Here is a 16,393-nt window from a genome sequence, read left to right as displayed (position 1 = left end):
TGCTGTTCAAGGGTGCGCTGCCCTGAGGCCAAGGAGATGCGCGGTATCCTTGAGGAATATCCGCACGTGGGCCATCGGATCGGCCTTGACCAGTTTCTTGTTCATATAGGCCTGCCAGGTGAGCCGCTGCACATCGGGATCAGCGCACATCGCCACGAACCGTTCGCGGCGCTTGTCACTGGAATACCAGAAGTATTGCATCATGCCGAGAATCCAGAACACCCGGCCATGCTCCTTGAGGAAAGTCCGCCGCGCGGCCCTGAGCGCGCTCGGCTTGCCGGTGAGCAGGAATTGGTGCGCGGCATTGGCGGCGTGGCGCCCGCAGGTCATCGCATAGTAGATCCCCTCACCCGAGGCAGGCGCGACCACGCCGGCGGCATCGCCCGAGACGAGCACATCGCGGCCGTTGTCCCAGCGCTTCAGGGGTTTCAGCGGAATGGGCGCGCCTTCGCTGCGCACCGTTTCGCACGCCGCGAGGCCCATTTCGCGGCGCATGTTGGCGACCGAGCCGCGCAGTGAGAAGCCCTTGTTGGCGCTGCCGACGCCGATGCTGGCGGTTTCGCCGTGCGGGAAGACCCAGCCATAGAAATCGGGCGAGACGCGGCCCTGGTAGATCACATCGCAGCGCGCGGGATCGAAACCGTGGTCGTTGGCGGGCGGTGACTTGATGATCTCGTGATAGGCGAAGACGCATTTCACGTTTTCGCTGCCGGGCAGGCTATCGCGCGCAACACCCGAGCGCGCGCCATCGGCGCCGATCACCAGCCGCGCGCGGACGCGGTGTTCAGTCCCGCCGCGGGTTTCGCGGTAGACGACCACGGCGCCTTCGGCCCCGTCACGCTCGATCCGCTCGAACGTGCCGGTGCGGCGTTCAGCCCCTACCTGCGCGGCGCGGTTCCGCAGCCATTCGTCGAACACATCGCGGTCCACCATGCCGACATAGCCGATCTCACCCACCGGCATATCGACCGCCCGGTCCGAAGGCGCGACCATGCGCGCGCTGCGGGCGCGGGCGACGAGCAGGCTATCGGGGATCGCAAACTCTTCCATCAGCCGCGGGGGAACCGCGCCGCCGCAGGGCTTGATGCGCCCAGCCCGGTCCAGCAACATGACCGAATGGCCCATCCGCGCGAGATCAGCTGCGGCAGTGGCTCCCGAGGGCCCGCCGCCTACCACGATAACGTCGAAATCGATCCCGCTCATGCTTCCGCCTCCCGCAAATTCATTGTCGCGCCCTGCCCCGCAATGCGCGCTGCCATCACTGCCGCGGCCATGAACAGCACGGCCTCGATCGCAAAAATGGATTGGAAGGCGCGCCCGTCGCTTTCCGCGTGGCGCGCCAGATCGACACCGACCGCGCCGGCCAGCCCGCCGAGCCCGAAGGCGACGCCTTGCGCCGCGCCCCACACGCCCATGCGCACGCCGGTATCGGCGCCGGACCCGCTACCAGCGAGGCTCATCATCGCGCCGATGGCGGAGACAGCGAACACGCCGTTGGCAAAGCCGAGCGCACCGATATTGGCGGCGAGCGGCCAGCCGGGCCCGATCCCTGCGCCAACGGCGAGGCCCGCCAGCGCGAGCGCCGAGCCGACGCAGCCGGCGGCGATCCAGCCGCGGAGCTCTCCGGCAGCGCGGCCTGCAAAGGCGCTGCCGCCTACGCCGGCAACGATCATGCCGAGGAGGACGCCGCTGTGCTGGACGGCGGAAAGCGACGTCGATTGCGCGGGGCTCATGCGAAAGACGATCCCGGCGAAGGGTTCGAGGATGAGGTCCTGCATCGAATAGGCGAGCATCGAGAGGAACACGAACGCGGTGAAGCGCCGTGCGGCCGTTTCGGCGAAGACGGCGCGCAAGGCATCGCCGAGGCTGGTTTCGCGGGTTGGTTCGGGCGTGGCGGTTTGCACGCCGCGTTCCAGCCGGAAGGTCGCAACCACGGTGAGCACGAGCGCGGCGAGCGCGATGCCGCCCGAGACTTGCACCAGCCGGCCCCACGAAAACGGATCGAGCAGCGCGCCGGCAGTGCCTGCGGAAATGACGATCCCCATGACCATCATGATCCAGGTGACGGCAGCAGCCGCGGCGCGGCGCTTCGGTGCGACCCCGGCGGCGAGAAGTGCGAGCAGCGAGGTGCCCGCCGCGCCGACGCCCGCGCCGATCAGGATGAAGCCGAGCAGCAGAACCGCGTCCGCCGCCAAGGGCTGCGCCTTGCCCAGCGGCAGGGCGAAAACGGCGAGCATCGAACCAAAGCCGAGCACCGCGACACCGCCGATGATCCACGGGGTGCGGGCATGGCCGCGATCCGACCCGTGGCCCCAGACGGGGCGCGCGAGCTGCACGCCATAGTGAAGCGCGACAAGCCCGGCGGGGACACCGGCGGCCATCCCGTATTCGACGACCATGACCCGGTTGAGCAGCGAAGTGGCCAGCATGACGATGGCGCCGATCGCCGCCTGCACGAGGCCGAGGCGGGCAATCGAGAACCAGCCGAAGCCGGACGGAGCGGCGCGCGGGGCCATCACCAATGGCCGCCAAGGCCGCCGGCCGCTGCCAGCATGCCAAGGACATAGAGCGTGACGCCGGTGCCGCCATACCACGGCGCGCGGGCGGCGGGATCGGCGATGAGCTTGGGCATGAGCGCGAATTGCACGGCGAGCACCCCCGCGACGATCAGCGCGGAGAGCGTGAGGCCCTGCTGCACGAGGTAGATCGCGACGATCACTTGCGCGAGCGCCATGACGCCGCAAGCAAAGAGCGCGGCATTGCGGACGCCGAGCACGACCGGCAATGAGCGCACGCCCGTCTGCTTGTCGCCTTCTACTGCCTTGAAATCGTTGAGAGTCATGATCCCGTGCGCACCGAGGCTGTAGAGCACGAGGACGACCAGCACCGGGGTGGGCGGCAGGGAGCTGTTCATCACGGCGGCGCCGGTAAACCAGCTGAGGCCTTCATAAGTGAGGCCGACAAGCGCAGGGCCCCACCAGCCGCTCGCCTTGAGGCGGATCGGCGGGGCGCTGTAGGCCCAGGCGGCGGCGAGGCCGACCGCAGTGGCGACCATGACCCAGATGCCGAGCGCTGCGCCAACTGCAAAGGAAATGACGGAACCGACGCAGGCGATCCCCAGACCCCAGCGGCCGGGAATGCGGCCCGAAGGGATCGGGCGGTTCGGTTCGTTGATTGCGTCAACGTGGCGATCAAACCAGTCGTTGATGGCCTGGCTGTTGCCACAGACGAGCGGACCGGCCAGCAGGCCGCCCGCGATGATCGCGATCCAGTGGCCGGACGCAGGTTGGCCCGATGAGACCACCCCGCACATGAAGGCCCAGATCGGCGGGAACCAGGTGATCGGTTTGAGCAGCTCCAGCACGTCACGCGGGGCGGGGCGCCGGATGGCTTTGGGGGTCTCTGTGGTCAGGGCCCCGGCCGAAGTGGCTGGCTGCGTCATACCCCGGAGGGTATGGTTGACACCCCTAAGTGTCAATTGATTCTTACACTTGCGTAGGAGGCGCTATTCGCTCTCGCCCACGAGATTGCCGAGCCCGTAGCGGTGCAGCTTGGAATAGAGGCTTTGCCGGCTGAGACCGAGGATTTCCGCCGCCGAAGCGCGGTTATCGGAGGTATAGGCAAGCGCCGCTTCGATGCACAGGCGCTCGATCAAGTCGGTGCTTTCACGCACGATTTCCTTCAACGACGCGCGGCCGACGAGTTCGGTGAGCTGTTCGACCGAACGGGGCAGATCGAGCGGAGTCGGCGGCAAATCGCGCAGGCGGCGCCCGATCTCGCGGATCGCGAAGCCGTAGCACGGAGAATCGCCCGAAGTGCGCACGGCGGAGAGTTCCACCGGCTCCTCGATCTCTGAATCGCGCGCGCGGACCACGGTGCTGACATTACGTGCAAGGCCGTACTTGGTCAGCTGGCCTTCGATCAGATCGAGATCGATGCCCGGACGGCCGACGAACTCGCCCAGCGGGCGTCCGCGGATCTGATCGAGCGAGGCGGCGCGTGCGAGTTCGAGAAATGCGATGTTGGCCGCGATGATCCGCATATCGGAATTGGCGACGACAAAGGCATCGGGCATGCGCTCAACGATATCGAGCAGCGTGGCGGCGCCTTCGGTGGTGCGCGCGATCGCGCTGCCGAGACGGACGAGGAGGTAGCGCCCGCCCAGCTGACGGAAGCCCGTAGCCGAGATGGTGAGCTGCTGGCGCACGCGTTCGAGATCGACCGTGAGCGGCGAGACTTCGGACGTTGTCAGCACCGCGCCGAGATAGGCGATCAGCGCATCGCGCGAACTGCGCGCGACGAGCCCGGAAAGCTTGGAGCCGACAAGGCTGCCAGGACGCGCTTCCAGCAAGGCATGCGCGGCGGGGTTGGCTTCCTGAATGCGCTGGCTGTCCGCCTCCACGAGCAGGACCGGCTCGGACGAAAGATCGAAGAGCAGGCGGTAGCGTGTCTCGATCTGGCGCAGGCGCATGTAATCGCGCTCAAGCGATTGCTGGGCCTGGAGCAGGCGCTGCTGGAGCACCATGGCCCCGCGCATGTCGCGCCCCACGGCAACCAGCCGCTTGCCGCCGGCAAGGCTGATCAGCAGATAGCGCACCGGGATATCGCCGGCCGGGCTGGTGTGGTTGATCTGGCGCCAGCGGTTGCCCGCCTCACCGGGTTCGACCTGCAGCATGTCCTTGACCTTGCTGCGGCTTTCGACCGTGACAGTGGCGTTGAAATGCTGGCCGATCCAGCTGTCACACCCCGGAAAGTCCTGCCGGTTTGCCGCTACGTCGAGAATGTGGCCGTCAGGATCGAGCGACAATGTCACGTCGCCAGCGGCGAACACAAGGCGCAGGGCATCAGCCGAACCAATGTCGTTGAAAGCGGACTCTGACCGGGTAAACGGTGTCTTGTCCGCGAGGGCGCGTTCGGGTTCTGCCACGGAAATGACCGGCCCTAGCCGGCGTTCACGGTCCGGTGCGTGGCCGCGCCGACCAGATGGTTGGCGAGAGCAAGCGCTCCGGTTGCATCGACTGCTGAGCCATCGGCCCCGGCCTCATCAGCCAAGGCTGGATTGGCGTTCACGGCGTGTCCTCCCACCAGAATCTTCACTTCTTGACACATTGACACACTGCGAACTGCCTTGATCGTTCTTGCGAGGGACTCGGTAGTGACATCGCAAGATACGGTCAACCCAACGAGATCGTACGATTTGTTAGCGACCTTTGCGACGAGTTGCCTCATATCCGGGGCGACCAGAACTTCGCTGTCCCACGCCGCGCGGACGAAGACCTCGTGGACCATCGTGGCGCCGAAACTGTGCTGATCGCCCGGCATCGCCGAAAACAGCGCCCGGCTCGGCACCCGGAGCGGCCCGGTGATGATCGGGCTGCCCCACGCTATTTCGCGCATCACTTCCTGCAGGCGCCACAAGCCGATCGTGACATCGAGGAAATCGCACAAGTCATCTTCCCACAGGGCGCCGAGGCGGCGCGCGGCCGGGGCGAGGAGATCGACGAGGATGGCGTCAATACCGACACCGCGCGCGATATACTCTTCGACATGGATGAGCAGTTCATCGGCCTGAAGGGTCAGCGGCAGGGGCGAGAAGCGCGCGACATCGTCAGCCGTGATCAGGCCGCTGCCCTGCATCAGGCTGCGGCCGGGACGCGTGCGGTGCGCGACCAGCAGCTGGGGAATGATCTCGGCTTCGATAAGCGTGCAGATCGAGGGGCTGGAGCCAGGGCGTTGACGACGGCTGTTTGAACCACGGCCGCTACCGGTGTTGGCGTTTTTGCGGCGGCTGCTGATGGCCATGCCCGAATGCTCTTCATGTGTGGCGGATTGCTCCCCCTTCCGGGGGCCCTGGCCATTCATGGGGCCGCTTTTGCCAACTGCCAAGTCCATGTCAGACTCTCCCGTCTGCCGCGGCCAGTGCCGCGTGGGGATAGTGGTTAAAGACACTCCGACTCTGTCCCTCACGCAAGACGTACGCCCAATCCCAAACCTTGGCAAACCCAATTCTGTCAATTTCAGTTGTCGTCCAATTTTATTGACAGTCGCTCAAAACGAGTCGTAAGCTCCTCATTGCTAAGAGGGATGGGACGCCAAGGATGTTGAACGGTGGTACGCCAGCACTGCAGGGAATCAGGTCCGGATCGGACCCCCGGCAGAACGCTCGCGGGGCGGTCCGCCAGACCCGTCCTCTCTACACGGCTGAAGAGCAGCGCAGGCGCGACCAGACGCCGTGGACCATGGTCCAGGGCCTGCTCGCTCCCTTCCAGTTCGTGGTCTTTCTGGTCAGCGTCACGCTGGTGCTGCGCTGCCTGCTGACGGGTGACGGCGCATTTGCTGCCGATCTCTCGGTCATCGCGAAGACGCTCACGCTTTACACGATCATGGTGACGGGTTCGATCTGGGAGAAGGTCGTCTTCGGCAAGTGGCTGTTTGCCCCGGCATTCTTCTGGGAAGATGTCGTCTCGATGCTCGTCATCGCGCTGCACACGGCCTACCTCGTGATGCTGCTCGGCCACTTCGGCACGCTGGAAGCGCGCCTCACGGTCGCGCTCGCGGCCTACCTTACATATGTCGTCAATGCCGCGCAGTTCCTGCTGAAACTGCGTGCGGCACGGCTTCAGGCGCAGATGCTGAAGGGAGCCGCCGCATGAGCCCGGTTCAAGCTCTCGCCGCTGCCGAAAAGCCGCGTGACGGCGCCTTCGAAGTCCTGCGCGAGCGGGGCCAGCGCGAGGTGTTCTGCGGGCTGACCGGCATCGTCTGGCTGCACCGCAAGATGCAGGACGCGTTCTTCCTCGTGGTCGGCTCGCGCACTTGCGCGCATCTGCTGCAATCGGCCGCGGGCGTGATGATCTTCGCAGAACCCCGCTTTGCCACCGCGATCATCGAAGAGCGCGATCTGGCCGGCATGGCCGATTGCCACGCCGAGCTGGACCGCGTGGTTGACCGGCTGCTCGCTCGCCGCCCGGAAATCCGGACGCTTTTCCTTGTCGGCTCCTGCCCTTCGGAAGTGATCAAGCTCGATCTGGGCAATGCCGCCCAGCGCATCGGCGCACGGCATCTGCGCAGCGAAACCGGCGAAGGTGTACGGATCCTCGCCTATTCGGGCAGCGGGATCGAGACGACTTTCACCGAGGGCGAGGACGCCTGCCTTACCACGCTGGTGCCGGAAATGCCGGTGCAGGCGGCCGATGCGCCGCTATCGCTGCTGCTCGTCGGCGCCCTGCCCGATATCGTCGAGGACCAGTTCCTGAGGGCTTTTGCCGAGCTTGGCATCGAACATGTGGGCGTCCTGCCTGCCCGCCGCGCCGGGGCGCTGCCCGCCATCGGCCCCAACACACGCTATATCCTGGCGCAGCCATTTCTGGGCGAGACGGCCCGCGCATTGGAAGACCGGGGCGCGGTGCGCATCGATGCCCCCTTCCCCTTCGGCGCCGAAGGCACCGCAGCGTGGCTTACGGCAGCGGCTCTCGCGTTCCGAATCGACGAGATGCACATCAACCGCGTGATCGCGCCGGGCCGCGAACGGGCCAAGCGGGCGCTCGAACGCTACATTCCCGCGCTCAAGGGCAAGCGCATCACATTCCTGCCCGACTCGCAGCTGGAGATCCCGCTGGCGCGCTTCCTCGCCACCGAGCTGGGCATGATCCCGGTCGAGGTGGGCACCCCCTATCTCCACCGCGCGCACTTGGCCGCCGATCTGGCGCGGCTGCCGGAAGGGACCCGGATCAGCGAAGGGCAGGATGTCGAACGCCAGCTCGACCGCGTTCGTGCCGACCGGCCCGATTTAACCGTTTGCGGCCTTGGCCTTGCCAATCCGCTCGAGGCCGAAGGCCTTGCCACCAAGTGGTCGATCGAACTGGTGTTCTCACCGGTGCACGGCTTCGACCAGGCGGGTGACCTCGCCGAACTGTTCGCACGGCCCCTGCGCCGCCGCGACGTGATGAGGATCTAGGCCCATGCAGCTCGCCGTCTGGACCTATGAAGGACCGCCACATGTCGGCGCCATGCGGGTCGCGACGGCCATGCGCGGGGTGCATTACCTGCTCCATGCGCCGCAGGGCGATACGTACGCGGACCTGCTGTTCACGATGATCGAGCGGCGCAGTGCCCGTCCGCCGGTAACCTACACCACGTTTCAGGCGCGCGATCTGGGCAAGGATACCGCGAGCCTGTTCCAGAACGCCGCGCGTGATGCGGTGGAGCGGTTCAAGCCGCAGGCGCTGCTGGTCGGCGCTTCGTGCACGGCCGAGCTGATCCAGGATGATCCGGCGGGCCTTGCCAACAACATGGGCCTGCCCTGCCCGGTGATCCCGCTTGAGCTGCCCAGCTATCAGCGCAAGGAAAACTGGGGCGCGGCGGAGACGTTCTACCAGATCGTGCGCCATCTGGCGGATACCTCGGTGCGCCCCGCGCCGCGCGAAGGCCGCCGTGCGCGCGTCAACCTGCTCGGCCCCGCCGCGCTCGGCTTCCGCCACCGCGATGACGTGCGCGAAGTGCGCCGCATTCTCGACCTGCTGGGCATCGACGTGCATCTCGTCGCGCCGCAGGGCGCATCGCCCGAGGATATCCGCACGATCGGCGCGGCAGACTTCAACGTGGTGCTCTATCCCGAGATCGGCGATGAAGCCGCGCGCTGGCTCGACAAGACCTTTGCCCAGCCGACGATCCGCACCGTGCCGATCGGCGTGGGCGCCACGCGGGCCTTCATTGCCGAAGTGGCCGCGCTCGCCGGGGTTGATCCCGCGCCGGCGCTCAATGATCCTTCCTCGCACATGCCGTGGTGGAGCCGCTCGGTCGACTCGACCTATCTCACCGGCAAGCGCGTGTTCGTGTTCGGCGATGCGACTCATGCGGTCGCTGCTGCGCGGATCGCGCACGAGGAGCTTGGCTTCACTGTCTGCGGGATCGGCTGCTACAACCGCGAGTTCGCCCGCGATATCCGCAATGCCGCCAAGGAATACGGCCTCGAGCCGCTGATCACCGACGATCACCTGGCCGTCGAGGATGCCATCGCCGCCGCCGCGCCCGAACTGGTGCTCGGCACGCAGATGGAGCGCCATATCGCCAAGCGCCTCGGCATTCCCTGCGCGGTGATTTCGGCACCTGTCCACGTGCAGGATTTCCCGGCGCGCTTCAGCCCGCAGATGGGCTTCGAAGGCGCGAACGTGATCTTCGACAGCTGGGTGCACCCGCTGGTCATGGGTCTGGAGGAGCACCTCCTCACCATGTTCCGCGACGATTTCGAGTTCAGCGACGCAGCGGGCCCCTCGCACCTCCACGGTTCTGTTCCTGCGCATGCGAAGGCCGAACCGGTGCTCGCGCCTGCGGGCGACATTCTCATCAAGGACGAAGCCGCGCCCGTCGCTGCTTCGGACGGCTCGGCCGGCTGGACCGACGAAGCCGAGCGCGAACTGCGCAAGATTCCGTTCTTCGTGCGCGGCAAGGCTAAGCGCAACACCGAGAAGTACGCGAACGACATGGGCCTGCCGGCTATCACGCTCGACACGCTCTACGAGGCAAAAGCCCATTATGCGCGGTAACGGCCCCCTCCCCACGCCGGGCACGGCGGTACGCGTTGTCGTCATTACGCTCGACAACCACCTCTCCGGTGCATTCCAGCGTGCGCAGGCGCAGTTCACCCGCGCGGGCACCGGCGTAACGATCGGTTTTCACGCGGCGGCCGACTGGGAAGAAAAGGCCGGTGCACTCGATGCCGCGCGCGAGGACATTGCCCGTGCCGACATCATCCTGTGCACGATGCTGTTCCTCGAGGACCATATCCGCGCGGTGATGCCGGCGCTGGAAGCCCGCCGCGAGGATTGCGACGCGATTGTCGGCCTGATGTCGGCGGGCGAAGTGGTCAAACTCACGCGGATGGGCGACTACCGCATGGACAAGCCCGCGACGGGCATGATGGGGCTGCTTAAGAAGCTGCGCGGATCGGGCAAGCCCGGGGCGAGCTCGGGCAAGGGCCAGATGGCCATGCTGCGCCGCCTGCCCAAGCTGCTGCGCTTCGTGCCGGGCACTGCGCAGGACGTGCGCGCCTATTTCCTGACGCTGCAATACTGGCTGGCAGGCAGCGACGACAACGTGGTGGACATGATCCGCGCGCTGATCGACCGCTATGCCAGCGGCGAACGTGCTGCACTTCGCGGCGCGATGAAGGCCGAAGCGCCCCGCGAGTATCCCGAGGTTGGCGTCTATCACCCCGCGATGACCCCGCGCATGGCATCGAGCGCGGCGGCCCTGCCCGCCAGCGCCACGGCAGGCAAGCGCGGCACGGTCGGCCTGCTGATGCTGCGCTCTTATGTGCTCGCCAAGGATGCGCGCCATTATGACGGCGTGATCGCGGCGATGGAGGCCCGGGGCCTCAGCGTGATCCCGGCTTTCGCCGGCGGGCTCGACGGGCGTCCGGCCATCGAGGCGCTGTTCATGAAGGACGGCAAGGCGACGGTCGATGCGGTGGTGAACCTGACGGGCTTCAGCCTCGTCGGCGGGCCTGCCTATAACGATACGGCGGCGGCGGAGGCGATCCTTGCCAAGCTCGACCGGCCCTACATTGCCGCACATCCGGTGGAATTCCAGACCTTGCAGGCCTGGGGCGCAAACCCGCAGGGGCTGCTGCCGCTCGAATCGACGATGATGATCGCGATCCCCGAGCTGGACGGCGCGGTGCAGCCGATGGTGTTCGGCGGCCGCTCGGATGGCAGCGGCGAGGCTTGCACCGGCTGCGCCAATGGCTGCACCTTTGCCGGATCCGGGGTTGCGGGCGTGCGCCAGATGGAAAGCTGCGTGGAACGCGCCGAGACGCTGGCCTCGCGCGTGGTCAAGCAGATCGATCTCGCCCGTGCGGCGGCAGCGGAGCGGCGGATCGCCGTGGTGCTGTTCAACTTCCCCCCGAATGCGGGCGCGGCTGGCACGGCGCAGTTCCTGAGCGTGTTCGAATCGCTCCACGCCACGCTCGTCCGGCTGGCGGCGGAAGGCTATGCGGTCGAAGTGCCGGACAGCGTCGATGCGCTGCGCTCGGCGATCCTGATCGGCAATTCGGCACGCTATGGCACCGAGGCCAATGTCCACACGCGGGTGCTGGCCGATACCATCGTGGCGCGCGAGACCTGGCTCAAGGAAATCGAGGCATCGTGGGGACCCGCGCCGGGCAAGCTGCAATCGGATGGCAGCGCGGTGCAGATCCTTGGCGCGCAGTTCGGCAACGTGTTCGTCGGCATTCAGCCCGCCATCGGCATCGAAGGCGATCCGATGCGGCTGCTGTTCGAGGGCCGCTTTGCCCCGAGCCACGCCTTCGCCGCGTTCTACCGCTGGCTGCGGGAGGACTTCCAGGCCCACGCCGTGCTGCATTTCGGCACGCATGGCAGCCTTGAATTCATGCCCGGCAAGCAGACCGGCCTCACCGCCGAGTGCTGGCCGGACCGGCTGATCGGCGATCTGCCGAATATCTATCTCTACGCGGCCAACAACCCTTCGGAAGGCGTGCTCGCCAAGCGCCGTTCGGGCGCGACGCTGGTGAGCTACCTCACCCCCGCCCTCACCCGCTCGGGCGTCTACAAGGGCCTTGCCGACCTCAAGGCTTCGGTCGAGCGCTGGCGTTCGCTGCCCCCCGGCGACGAGCAGGCCGCGCTGCTGGCCGAACTGATTGCCGAACAGGCCGAAGCGCTGGACCTCGAAGGCAGCGACGTGCCGGCGCTTGCCGCACGGCTCTACGAGATCGAGCGCGAGCTGATCCCGCAGGGGCTGCACGTGGCAGGCCTTGCCGCGACGCGCGAAGAGCGCATCGACATGGTGCGCGCCTCTGCCGAAGCGCGCGGCGAGCCGCTTTCTGCCCAGGTCGCCGAACTGCTGGTCGATTGCCGGCTGAAGCTCGATACGCCGCTGCTGAAGGACATGGCCGCGCTCAATACGGCGCTTTCGACCAACTACGAGCTCGACGGCATTGTCCGCGCGCTTTCGGGCCGGTTCATCCGCCCCGTCTCGGGCGGGGACGTGCTGCGCGCGCCGGAAATCCTGCCCACCGGCCGCAACATCCACGGCTTCGATCCGTTCCGCCTGCCTTCGGCCTTCGCGGTGAAGGACGGCGCGGAGCAGGCGAAGAAGCTGCTCGAACGCAGCATGGCAGATGCCGGGCATCTCCCGGAAACGGTCGCCATGGTGCTGTGGGGCACCGACAACCTCAAGAGCGAAGGCGCGCAGATCGCGCAGGTCCTTGCGCTGATCGGCGCGCGGCCGCGGTTTGACAGCTACAGCCGCCTTGCCGGGGCCGAACTGATCCCGCTTGAAGAGCTGGGCCGCCCACGTATCGACGTGATCGCGACGCTTTCGGGCGTGTTCCGCGACTTGCTGCCGCTGCAAACGCGCATGCTGGCCGAAGCCGCGCTGCTGGCGGCTGAGGCCGAAGAGCCGATCGAGATGAACTTCGTGCGCGCCCACGCCATCGCCCACCAGCGCGAACATGGCTGCGATTTCGAGACGGCGGCACTGCGCGTCTTCTCCAACGCGCAAGGGGCCTATGGCGCCAACGTCAACCTGATGATCGACAACGGCGCGTGGACCGATCCCGATGAACTGGCCGACAGCTTCGAGCGCCAGAAGGGCTATGCCTACGGCGTGAAGGGCGTGCCGATCCGTCAGGCCGCGATCCTCGCCTCGGCGCTCAAGACAGTCGATTGCGCGTACCAGAACCTCGAAAGCGTCGAGCTCGGCATCACTTCGATCGATCAGTATGTCGATGCGCTCGGCGGCATCAGCCGCGCCGTGACGCGCGCCAAGGGCGGCGAGACCGCGCCGGTCTATATTGGTGACCAGACCCAGGGCTCGGGCAAGGTCCGCAGCCTGCAGGAGCAGGTCGCGCTCGAAACCCGCACCCGCATTCTCAACCCCGTGTGGACCGAAAGCCTGCTGCGCCACGGCTATGAAGGCGTGCGGGCGATCGAGGGCCATGTCACCACCACGATGGGCTGGTCCGCCACCACCGGCGAAGTCGATCCCTGGGTCTACCAGCGCATCAGCGAAACCTACGTGCTCGACGCCGCCATGCGCGAGCGCATCGCCGCCCTCAATCCGCGCGCTTCGGCCCGCGTAGCAAACCGCCTTCTCGAAGCGGTCGACCGCAAGTTCTGGTCGCCCGACGAAGCCACTCTCGCAGCCCTCCACGCCGCCAGCGACGAACTCGAGGACCGCCTTGAGGGCGTGATCCCCTCGGGCGTCGAAGCCGTCGCGGCATAAAGGAAACCAATTATGGCACTTCTCGATCCCCCCGTCCGCAAGCTCGATGGCGATGGCTCGGTCCAGGTCCGGCTCGATCCGGCCGACCGGATCGGCAATGCCAAGGTCTTTGCCGTTTACGGCAAGGGCGGCATCGGCAAGTCGACCACCTCGTCGAACCTCTCCGCCGCCTTCTCGATGATGGGCCACCGCGTGCTGCAGATCGGCTGCGATCCCAAGCACGATTCGACCTTCACGCTCACCAAGAAGCTCATGCCGACGGTGATCGACGTGCTCGAAACCGTGGAATTCCACGCCGAGGAACTGCGGCCTGAGGATTACATGTTCGAAGGCTTCAACGGCGTGATGTGCGTCGAGGCAGGCGGCCCGCCTGCAGGCACCGGCTGCGGCGGCTATGTCGTGGGGCAGACGGTGAAGCTGCTCAAGCAGCACCACCTGCTCGAAGATACGGACGTCGTGATTTTCGACGTACTGGGCGATGTGGTGTGCGGCGGGTTCGCTGCGCCGCTGCAACATGCCGAACGCGCGATCGTCGTCGCCGCCAACGATTTCGACAGCATCTTCGCGATGAACCGCATTGTCGCCGCGATCAACGCCAAGTCGAAAAACTACGACGTCCGCCTTGCAGGGGTTGTCGCCAACCGTTCGGCGGGCACCGACGAGATCGACCGCTTCAACAGCGCCATCGGGCTCAAGCGGCTCGCCCACTTCAAGGATCTCGACGCGATCCGCCGCTCGCGCCTGAAGAAGTGCACCTTGTTCGAAATGCCCGACAGCCCGGACGTGATCGCGGCGCGTGAGGAATACCTCAATCTTGCCCGCATCCTCTGGAATGGCACGCCTGCGCTTGAGGCGACGGCCATGAAAGACCGCGATATCTTCGATTTCCTGGGGTATGAATGATGGCGACGCGCGCATCTTCCGGCTTTGATGGCCAGGTCTCCCGGCACGGCTCGCGCTTTGAAGCACAGCGCGAGAAGCTGACGACCTATTTCGACAGCACCGCCCGCAAGGCGTGGATCGACCTGACTTCGGATGCGAAAGTCAGCGGGATCCGCGCCACGGTGCGGGCCGGGCGCGATGCGATGCGCGACGTGCTGCTGGGCTGGCTGCCGCACGACCTGCGCCGGATGCGCGTGCTCGATGCCGGGTGCGGCACGGGCGCGCTGAGCGTGCTGGCGGCGCGGCGCGGAGCCGAAGTGGTCGGCGTCGATGTTGCGGGCGGGCTCGTCGCGATTGCGCACGAACGCTGCCCCTCATTCCTTGGCCATGGCCGCATCCACTGGCGGGTGGGCGACATGCTCGATCCCGCGCATGGCCGCTTCGACCATGTCGTCGCGATGGATTCGCTGATCCACTACCGGCCGGAAGACATTGTCTCCACGCTGGTCTCGCTGGCGCAGCGCTGCGACGGCTCGATCGTGTTCACCCATGCGCCCTCGACCCCGATGCTGCGCGCGATGCACACGATGGGCCTGCTCTTCCCGCGCAGCGACCGCGCGCCCGCGATCGTGCCGGTGTGCGATGCCGATCTCATCGACCGGATCGAAGCCGCCCTGCCCGGCTGGCATGTCGGCCGCACGAAGCGGATCGGCACCGGCTTCTACATTTCCAACGCCCTCGAACTGGTGCGCGACTGACTATGACCGCAACGCCCGCCCTGACCGAAGCCATGCCGCAGACCCGCTTTTCGCGGATGGCGGGCCAGTGGACACGCGTGGCGATGACCTGGCTGCCGTTTGCCGACGCAGCCAGCGCCGAATTGCCCTTGCCCCGCCTGCTGCGCCTTGCGCTGTTTCAGGTGAGCGTGGGCATGGCGACGGTGCTGCTCAACGGCACGCTCAACCGGGTGATGATCGTCGAGCTGCACACGCCGGCCTGGCTGGTTTCGCTGCTCATCGCGATGCCGCTGCTGTTTGCCCCCTTGCGCGCGTTGATCGGCCACAAGTCCGATACCCACCGCTCGGTGCTCGGCTGGAGGCGCGTGCCTTATATCTGGTTCGGCACGCTGATGCAGTGGGGCGGTCTGGCGATCATGCCCTTCGCGCTGCTGCTGATGAGCGAGCAGCGCACGTTCTACACCGGGCTTGGCGGCGGCGCGCTGGCGTTCCTGCTGACGGGCGCCGGGCTCCACGTGACGCAGACGGCGGGCCTTGCACTCGCCACCGATCTCGCGCGCGAGGACAAGCGCCCGCGCGCGGTGGCGCTGCTTTATGTGATGCTGCTGGTGGGCATGATGGTTTCGGCCTTCGTGATCGGCGGGCTGCTGGTGCCGTTCAGCCCGACCCGGCTGGTGCAGGTGATCCAGGGCGCGGCGGTCGTCACGCTGGTGCTCAACGTGACCGCGCTGTGGAAGCAGGAAGGCCGCAATCCCGGCGCGACTGCCAAGGACCGCGAGACCCCCGAGTTCAGCGACGTCTGGCGCGAATTCGTGGCCGAGCCCAACACTGTCCGCCTGCTTTCGGCCATCGGCCTCGGTGCGGCGGCGTTTGCGATGCAGGACGCGCTGCTTGAGCCCTACGGCGCCGAATTGCTCGGCCTGACGGTCGGCTCGACGACGATGCTGACCGGATCGTGGGCCATGGGCGCAATTGCCGGCTTCTCGCTTTCGACGCGCGTGCTGGAGCGCGGCTTCGATCCGCTGCGGCTTGCGGGCTGCGGCATGGTTGGTGGAATCTGTGCATTCATCCTCGTGCTGCTGGCAGCGCCGCTTCACGCCGCGATCCTGCTCGCCATCGGCGCGGGAACCATCGGGTTCGGCATCGGGCTGTTCTCTGTTGGCACGCTGATCGCGGCAATGTCGCTGGCGCAGCGCGGCGATTCAGGCGTGGCGCTGGGCGCATGGGGCGCAGTGCAGGCGACAGCTGCTGGCAGCGCGCTCGCGGTGGGCGGGGTGATCCGCGACACCGTCTCGTGGGCCAGCGGCCCAGGCGGCCGCGCGTCAGGCTATGCCACGGTCTACAGCCTTGAAATCGTGATGTTGATGGCGGCGCTGGTGGTGCTTGGTCCGCTCGCGGGCAAGCGCATCGGGATCGCCGGCGAACTGCCCGGCGGGCAGATGGCGATACCAGAGTTTCCGACATGAATGTGGTGTCGAATGTGATTGAGGTGGTGGGAATTGCGGCCTCCGGGGCCCTGATCCGGGAAAGGAACG

General features: G+C 66.7%; 12 protein-coding genes. 7 read left to right on the top strand and 5 right to left on the bottom strand.

What is annotated here, in order from left to right:
- Window positions 1-6: 6 nt before the first annotated feature.
- The 5 genes from ACO056_RS09255 to ACO056_RS09235 form a co-directional block, all read right to left on the bottom strand.
- A complete protein-coding gene (locus ACO056_RS09255) occupies window positions 7-1,203 on the bottom strand; it encodes a geranylgeranyl diphosphate reductase (protein WP_421855026.1) in 1,197 nt (398 codons plus the stop codon).
- Window positions 1,200-2,516, bottom strand: a complete 1,317-nt coding sequence (locus ACO056_RS09250; RefSeq protein WP_421855427.1) for a BCD family MFS transporter — start codon at window positions 2,514-2,516, stop codon at window positions 1,200-1,202. The genes ACO056_RS09255 and ACO056_RS09250 overlap by 4 nt, the downstream gene beginning before the upstream one ends.
- Window positions 2,516-3,442 carry a chlorophyll synthase ChlG gene (gene chlG, locus ACO056_RS09245; RefSeq protein ID WP_421855023.1) on the bottom strand — a complete coding sequence of 309 codons (927 nt, stop codon included), beginning with the start codon at window positions 3,440-3,442 and terminating at the stop codon, window positions 2,516-2,518. Before chlG ends, ACO056_RS09250 begins: the two co-directional genes overlap by 1 nt.
- A 63-nt stretch (window positions 3,443-3,505) precedes the next feature.
- Entirely contained in the window at window positions 3,506-4,927 is a 1,422-nt protein-coding gene (ppsR, locus tag ACO056_RS09240) for a transcriptional regulator PpsR (RefSeq protein WP_421855020.1), read from the bottom strand.
- 14 nt (window positions 4,928-4,941) lie between these two features.
- Window positions 4,942-5,892 carry a cobalamin B12-binding domain-containing protein gene (locus tag ACO056_RS09235; RefSeq protein ID WP_421855017.1) on the bottom strand — a complete coding sequence of 317 codons (951 nt, stop codon included), beginning with the start codon at window positions 5,890-5,892 and terminating at the stop codon, window positions 4,942-4,944.
- Between the two features lie 239 nt (window positions 5,893-6,131).
- Here ACO056_RS09235 and bchF point away from each other — a divergent pair, with 239 nt between their 5' ends.
- The 7 genes from bchF to ACO056_RS09200 are packed head-to-tail and all read left to right on the top strand — an operon-like array spanning window position 6,132 to window position 16,324.
- Window positions 6,132-6,653 carry a 2-vinyl bacteriochlorophyllide hydratase gene (gene bchF, locus ACO056_RS09230; RefSeq protein WP_421855424.1) on the top strand — a complete coding sequence of 174 codons (522 nt, stop codon included), beginning with the start codon at window positions 6,132-6,134 and terminating at the stop codon, window positions 6,651-6,653.
- The gene (locus ACO056_RS09225) at window positions 6,650-7,954 is read left to right on the top strand and encodes a ferredoxin:protochlorophyllide reductase (ATP-dependent) subunit N (protein WP_421855014.1); all 1,305 of its coding nucleotides are present in this window, start codon (window positions 6,650-6,652) and stop codon (window positions 7,952-7,954) included. Before bchF ends, ACO056_RS09225 begins: the two co-directional genes overlap by 4 nt.
- A gap of 4 nt (window positions 7,955-7,958) precedes the next feature.
- Window positions 7,959-9,542: a ferredoxin:protochlorophyllide reductase (ATP-dependent) subunit B gene (gene bchB / locus ACO056_RS09220; protein WP_421855011.1), complete on the top strand. Its 1,584-nt coding sequence runs from the start codon at window positions 7,959-7,961 to the stop codon at window positions 9,540-9,542.
- Window positions 9,532-13,239, top strand: a complete 3,708-nt coding sequence (locus tag ACO056_RS09215) for a magnesium chelatase subunit H (protein WP_421855008.1) — start codon at window positions 9,532-9,534, stop codon at window positions 13,237-13,239. Before bchB ends, ACO056_RS09215 begins: the two co-directional genes overlap by 11 nt.
- 12 nt (window positions 13,240-13,251) lie before the next feature.
- On the top strand, window positions 13,252-14,142 hold the full coding sequence (gene bchL, locus ACO056_RS09210) for a ferredoxin:protochlorophyllide reductase (ATP-dependent) iron-sulfur ATP-binding protein (RefSeq protein WP_421855005.1): 891 nt from the start codon (window positions 13,252-13,254) through the stop codon (window positions 14,140-14,142).
- On the top strand, window positions 14,139-14,879 hold the full coding sequence (gene bchM, locus ACO056_RS09205; protein ID WP_421855002.1) for a magnesium protoporphyrin IX methyltransferase: 741 nt from the start codon (window positions 14,139-14,141) through the stop codon (window positions 14,877-14,879). The genes bchL and bchM overlap by 4 nt, the downstream gene beginning before the upstream one ends.
- A 2-nt stretch (window positions 14,880-14,881) precedes the next feature.
- Window positions 14,882-16,324 carry a BCD family MFS transporter gene (locus ACO056_RS09200; RefSeq protein WP_421854999.1) on the top strand — a complete coding sequence of 481 codons (1,443 nt, stop codon included), beginning with the start codon at window positions 14,882-14,884 and terminating at the stop codon, window positions 16,322-16,324.
- Window positions 16,325-16,393: the final 69 nt, after the last annotated feature.

The sequence above is a fragment of the Novosphingobium sp. genome (assembly GCF_965228995.1).
GTDB lineage: Bacteria > Pseudomonadota > Alphaproteobacteria > Sphingomonadales > Sphingomonadaceae > Novosphingobium.
The sequence above is the reverse complement of the archived record's forward strand: the minus strand, read 5'-3'. Positions and strand labels throughout refer to the sequence as shown.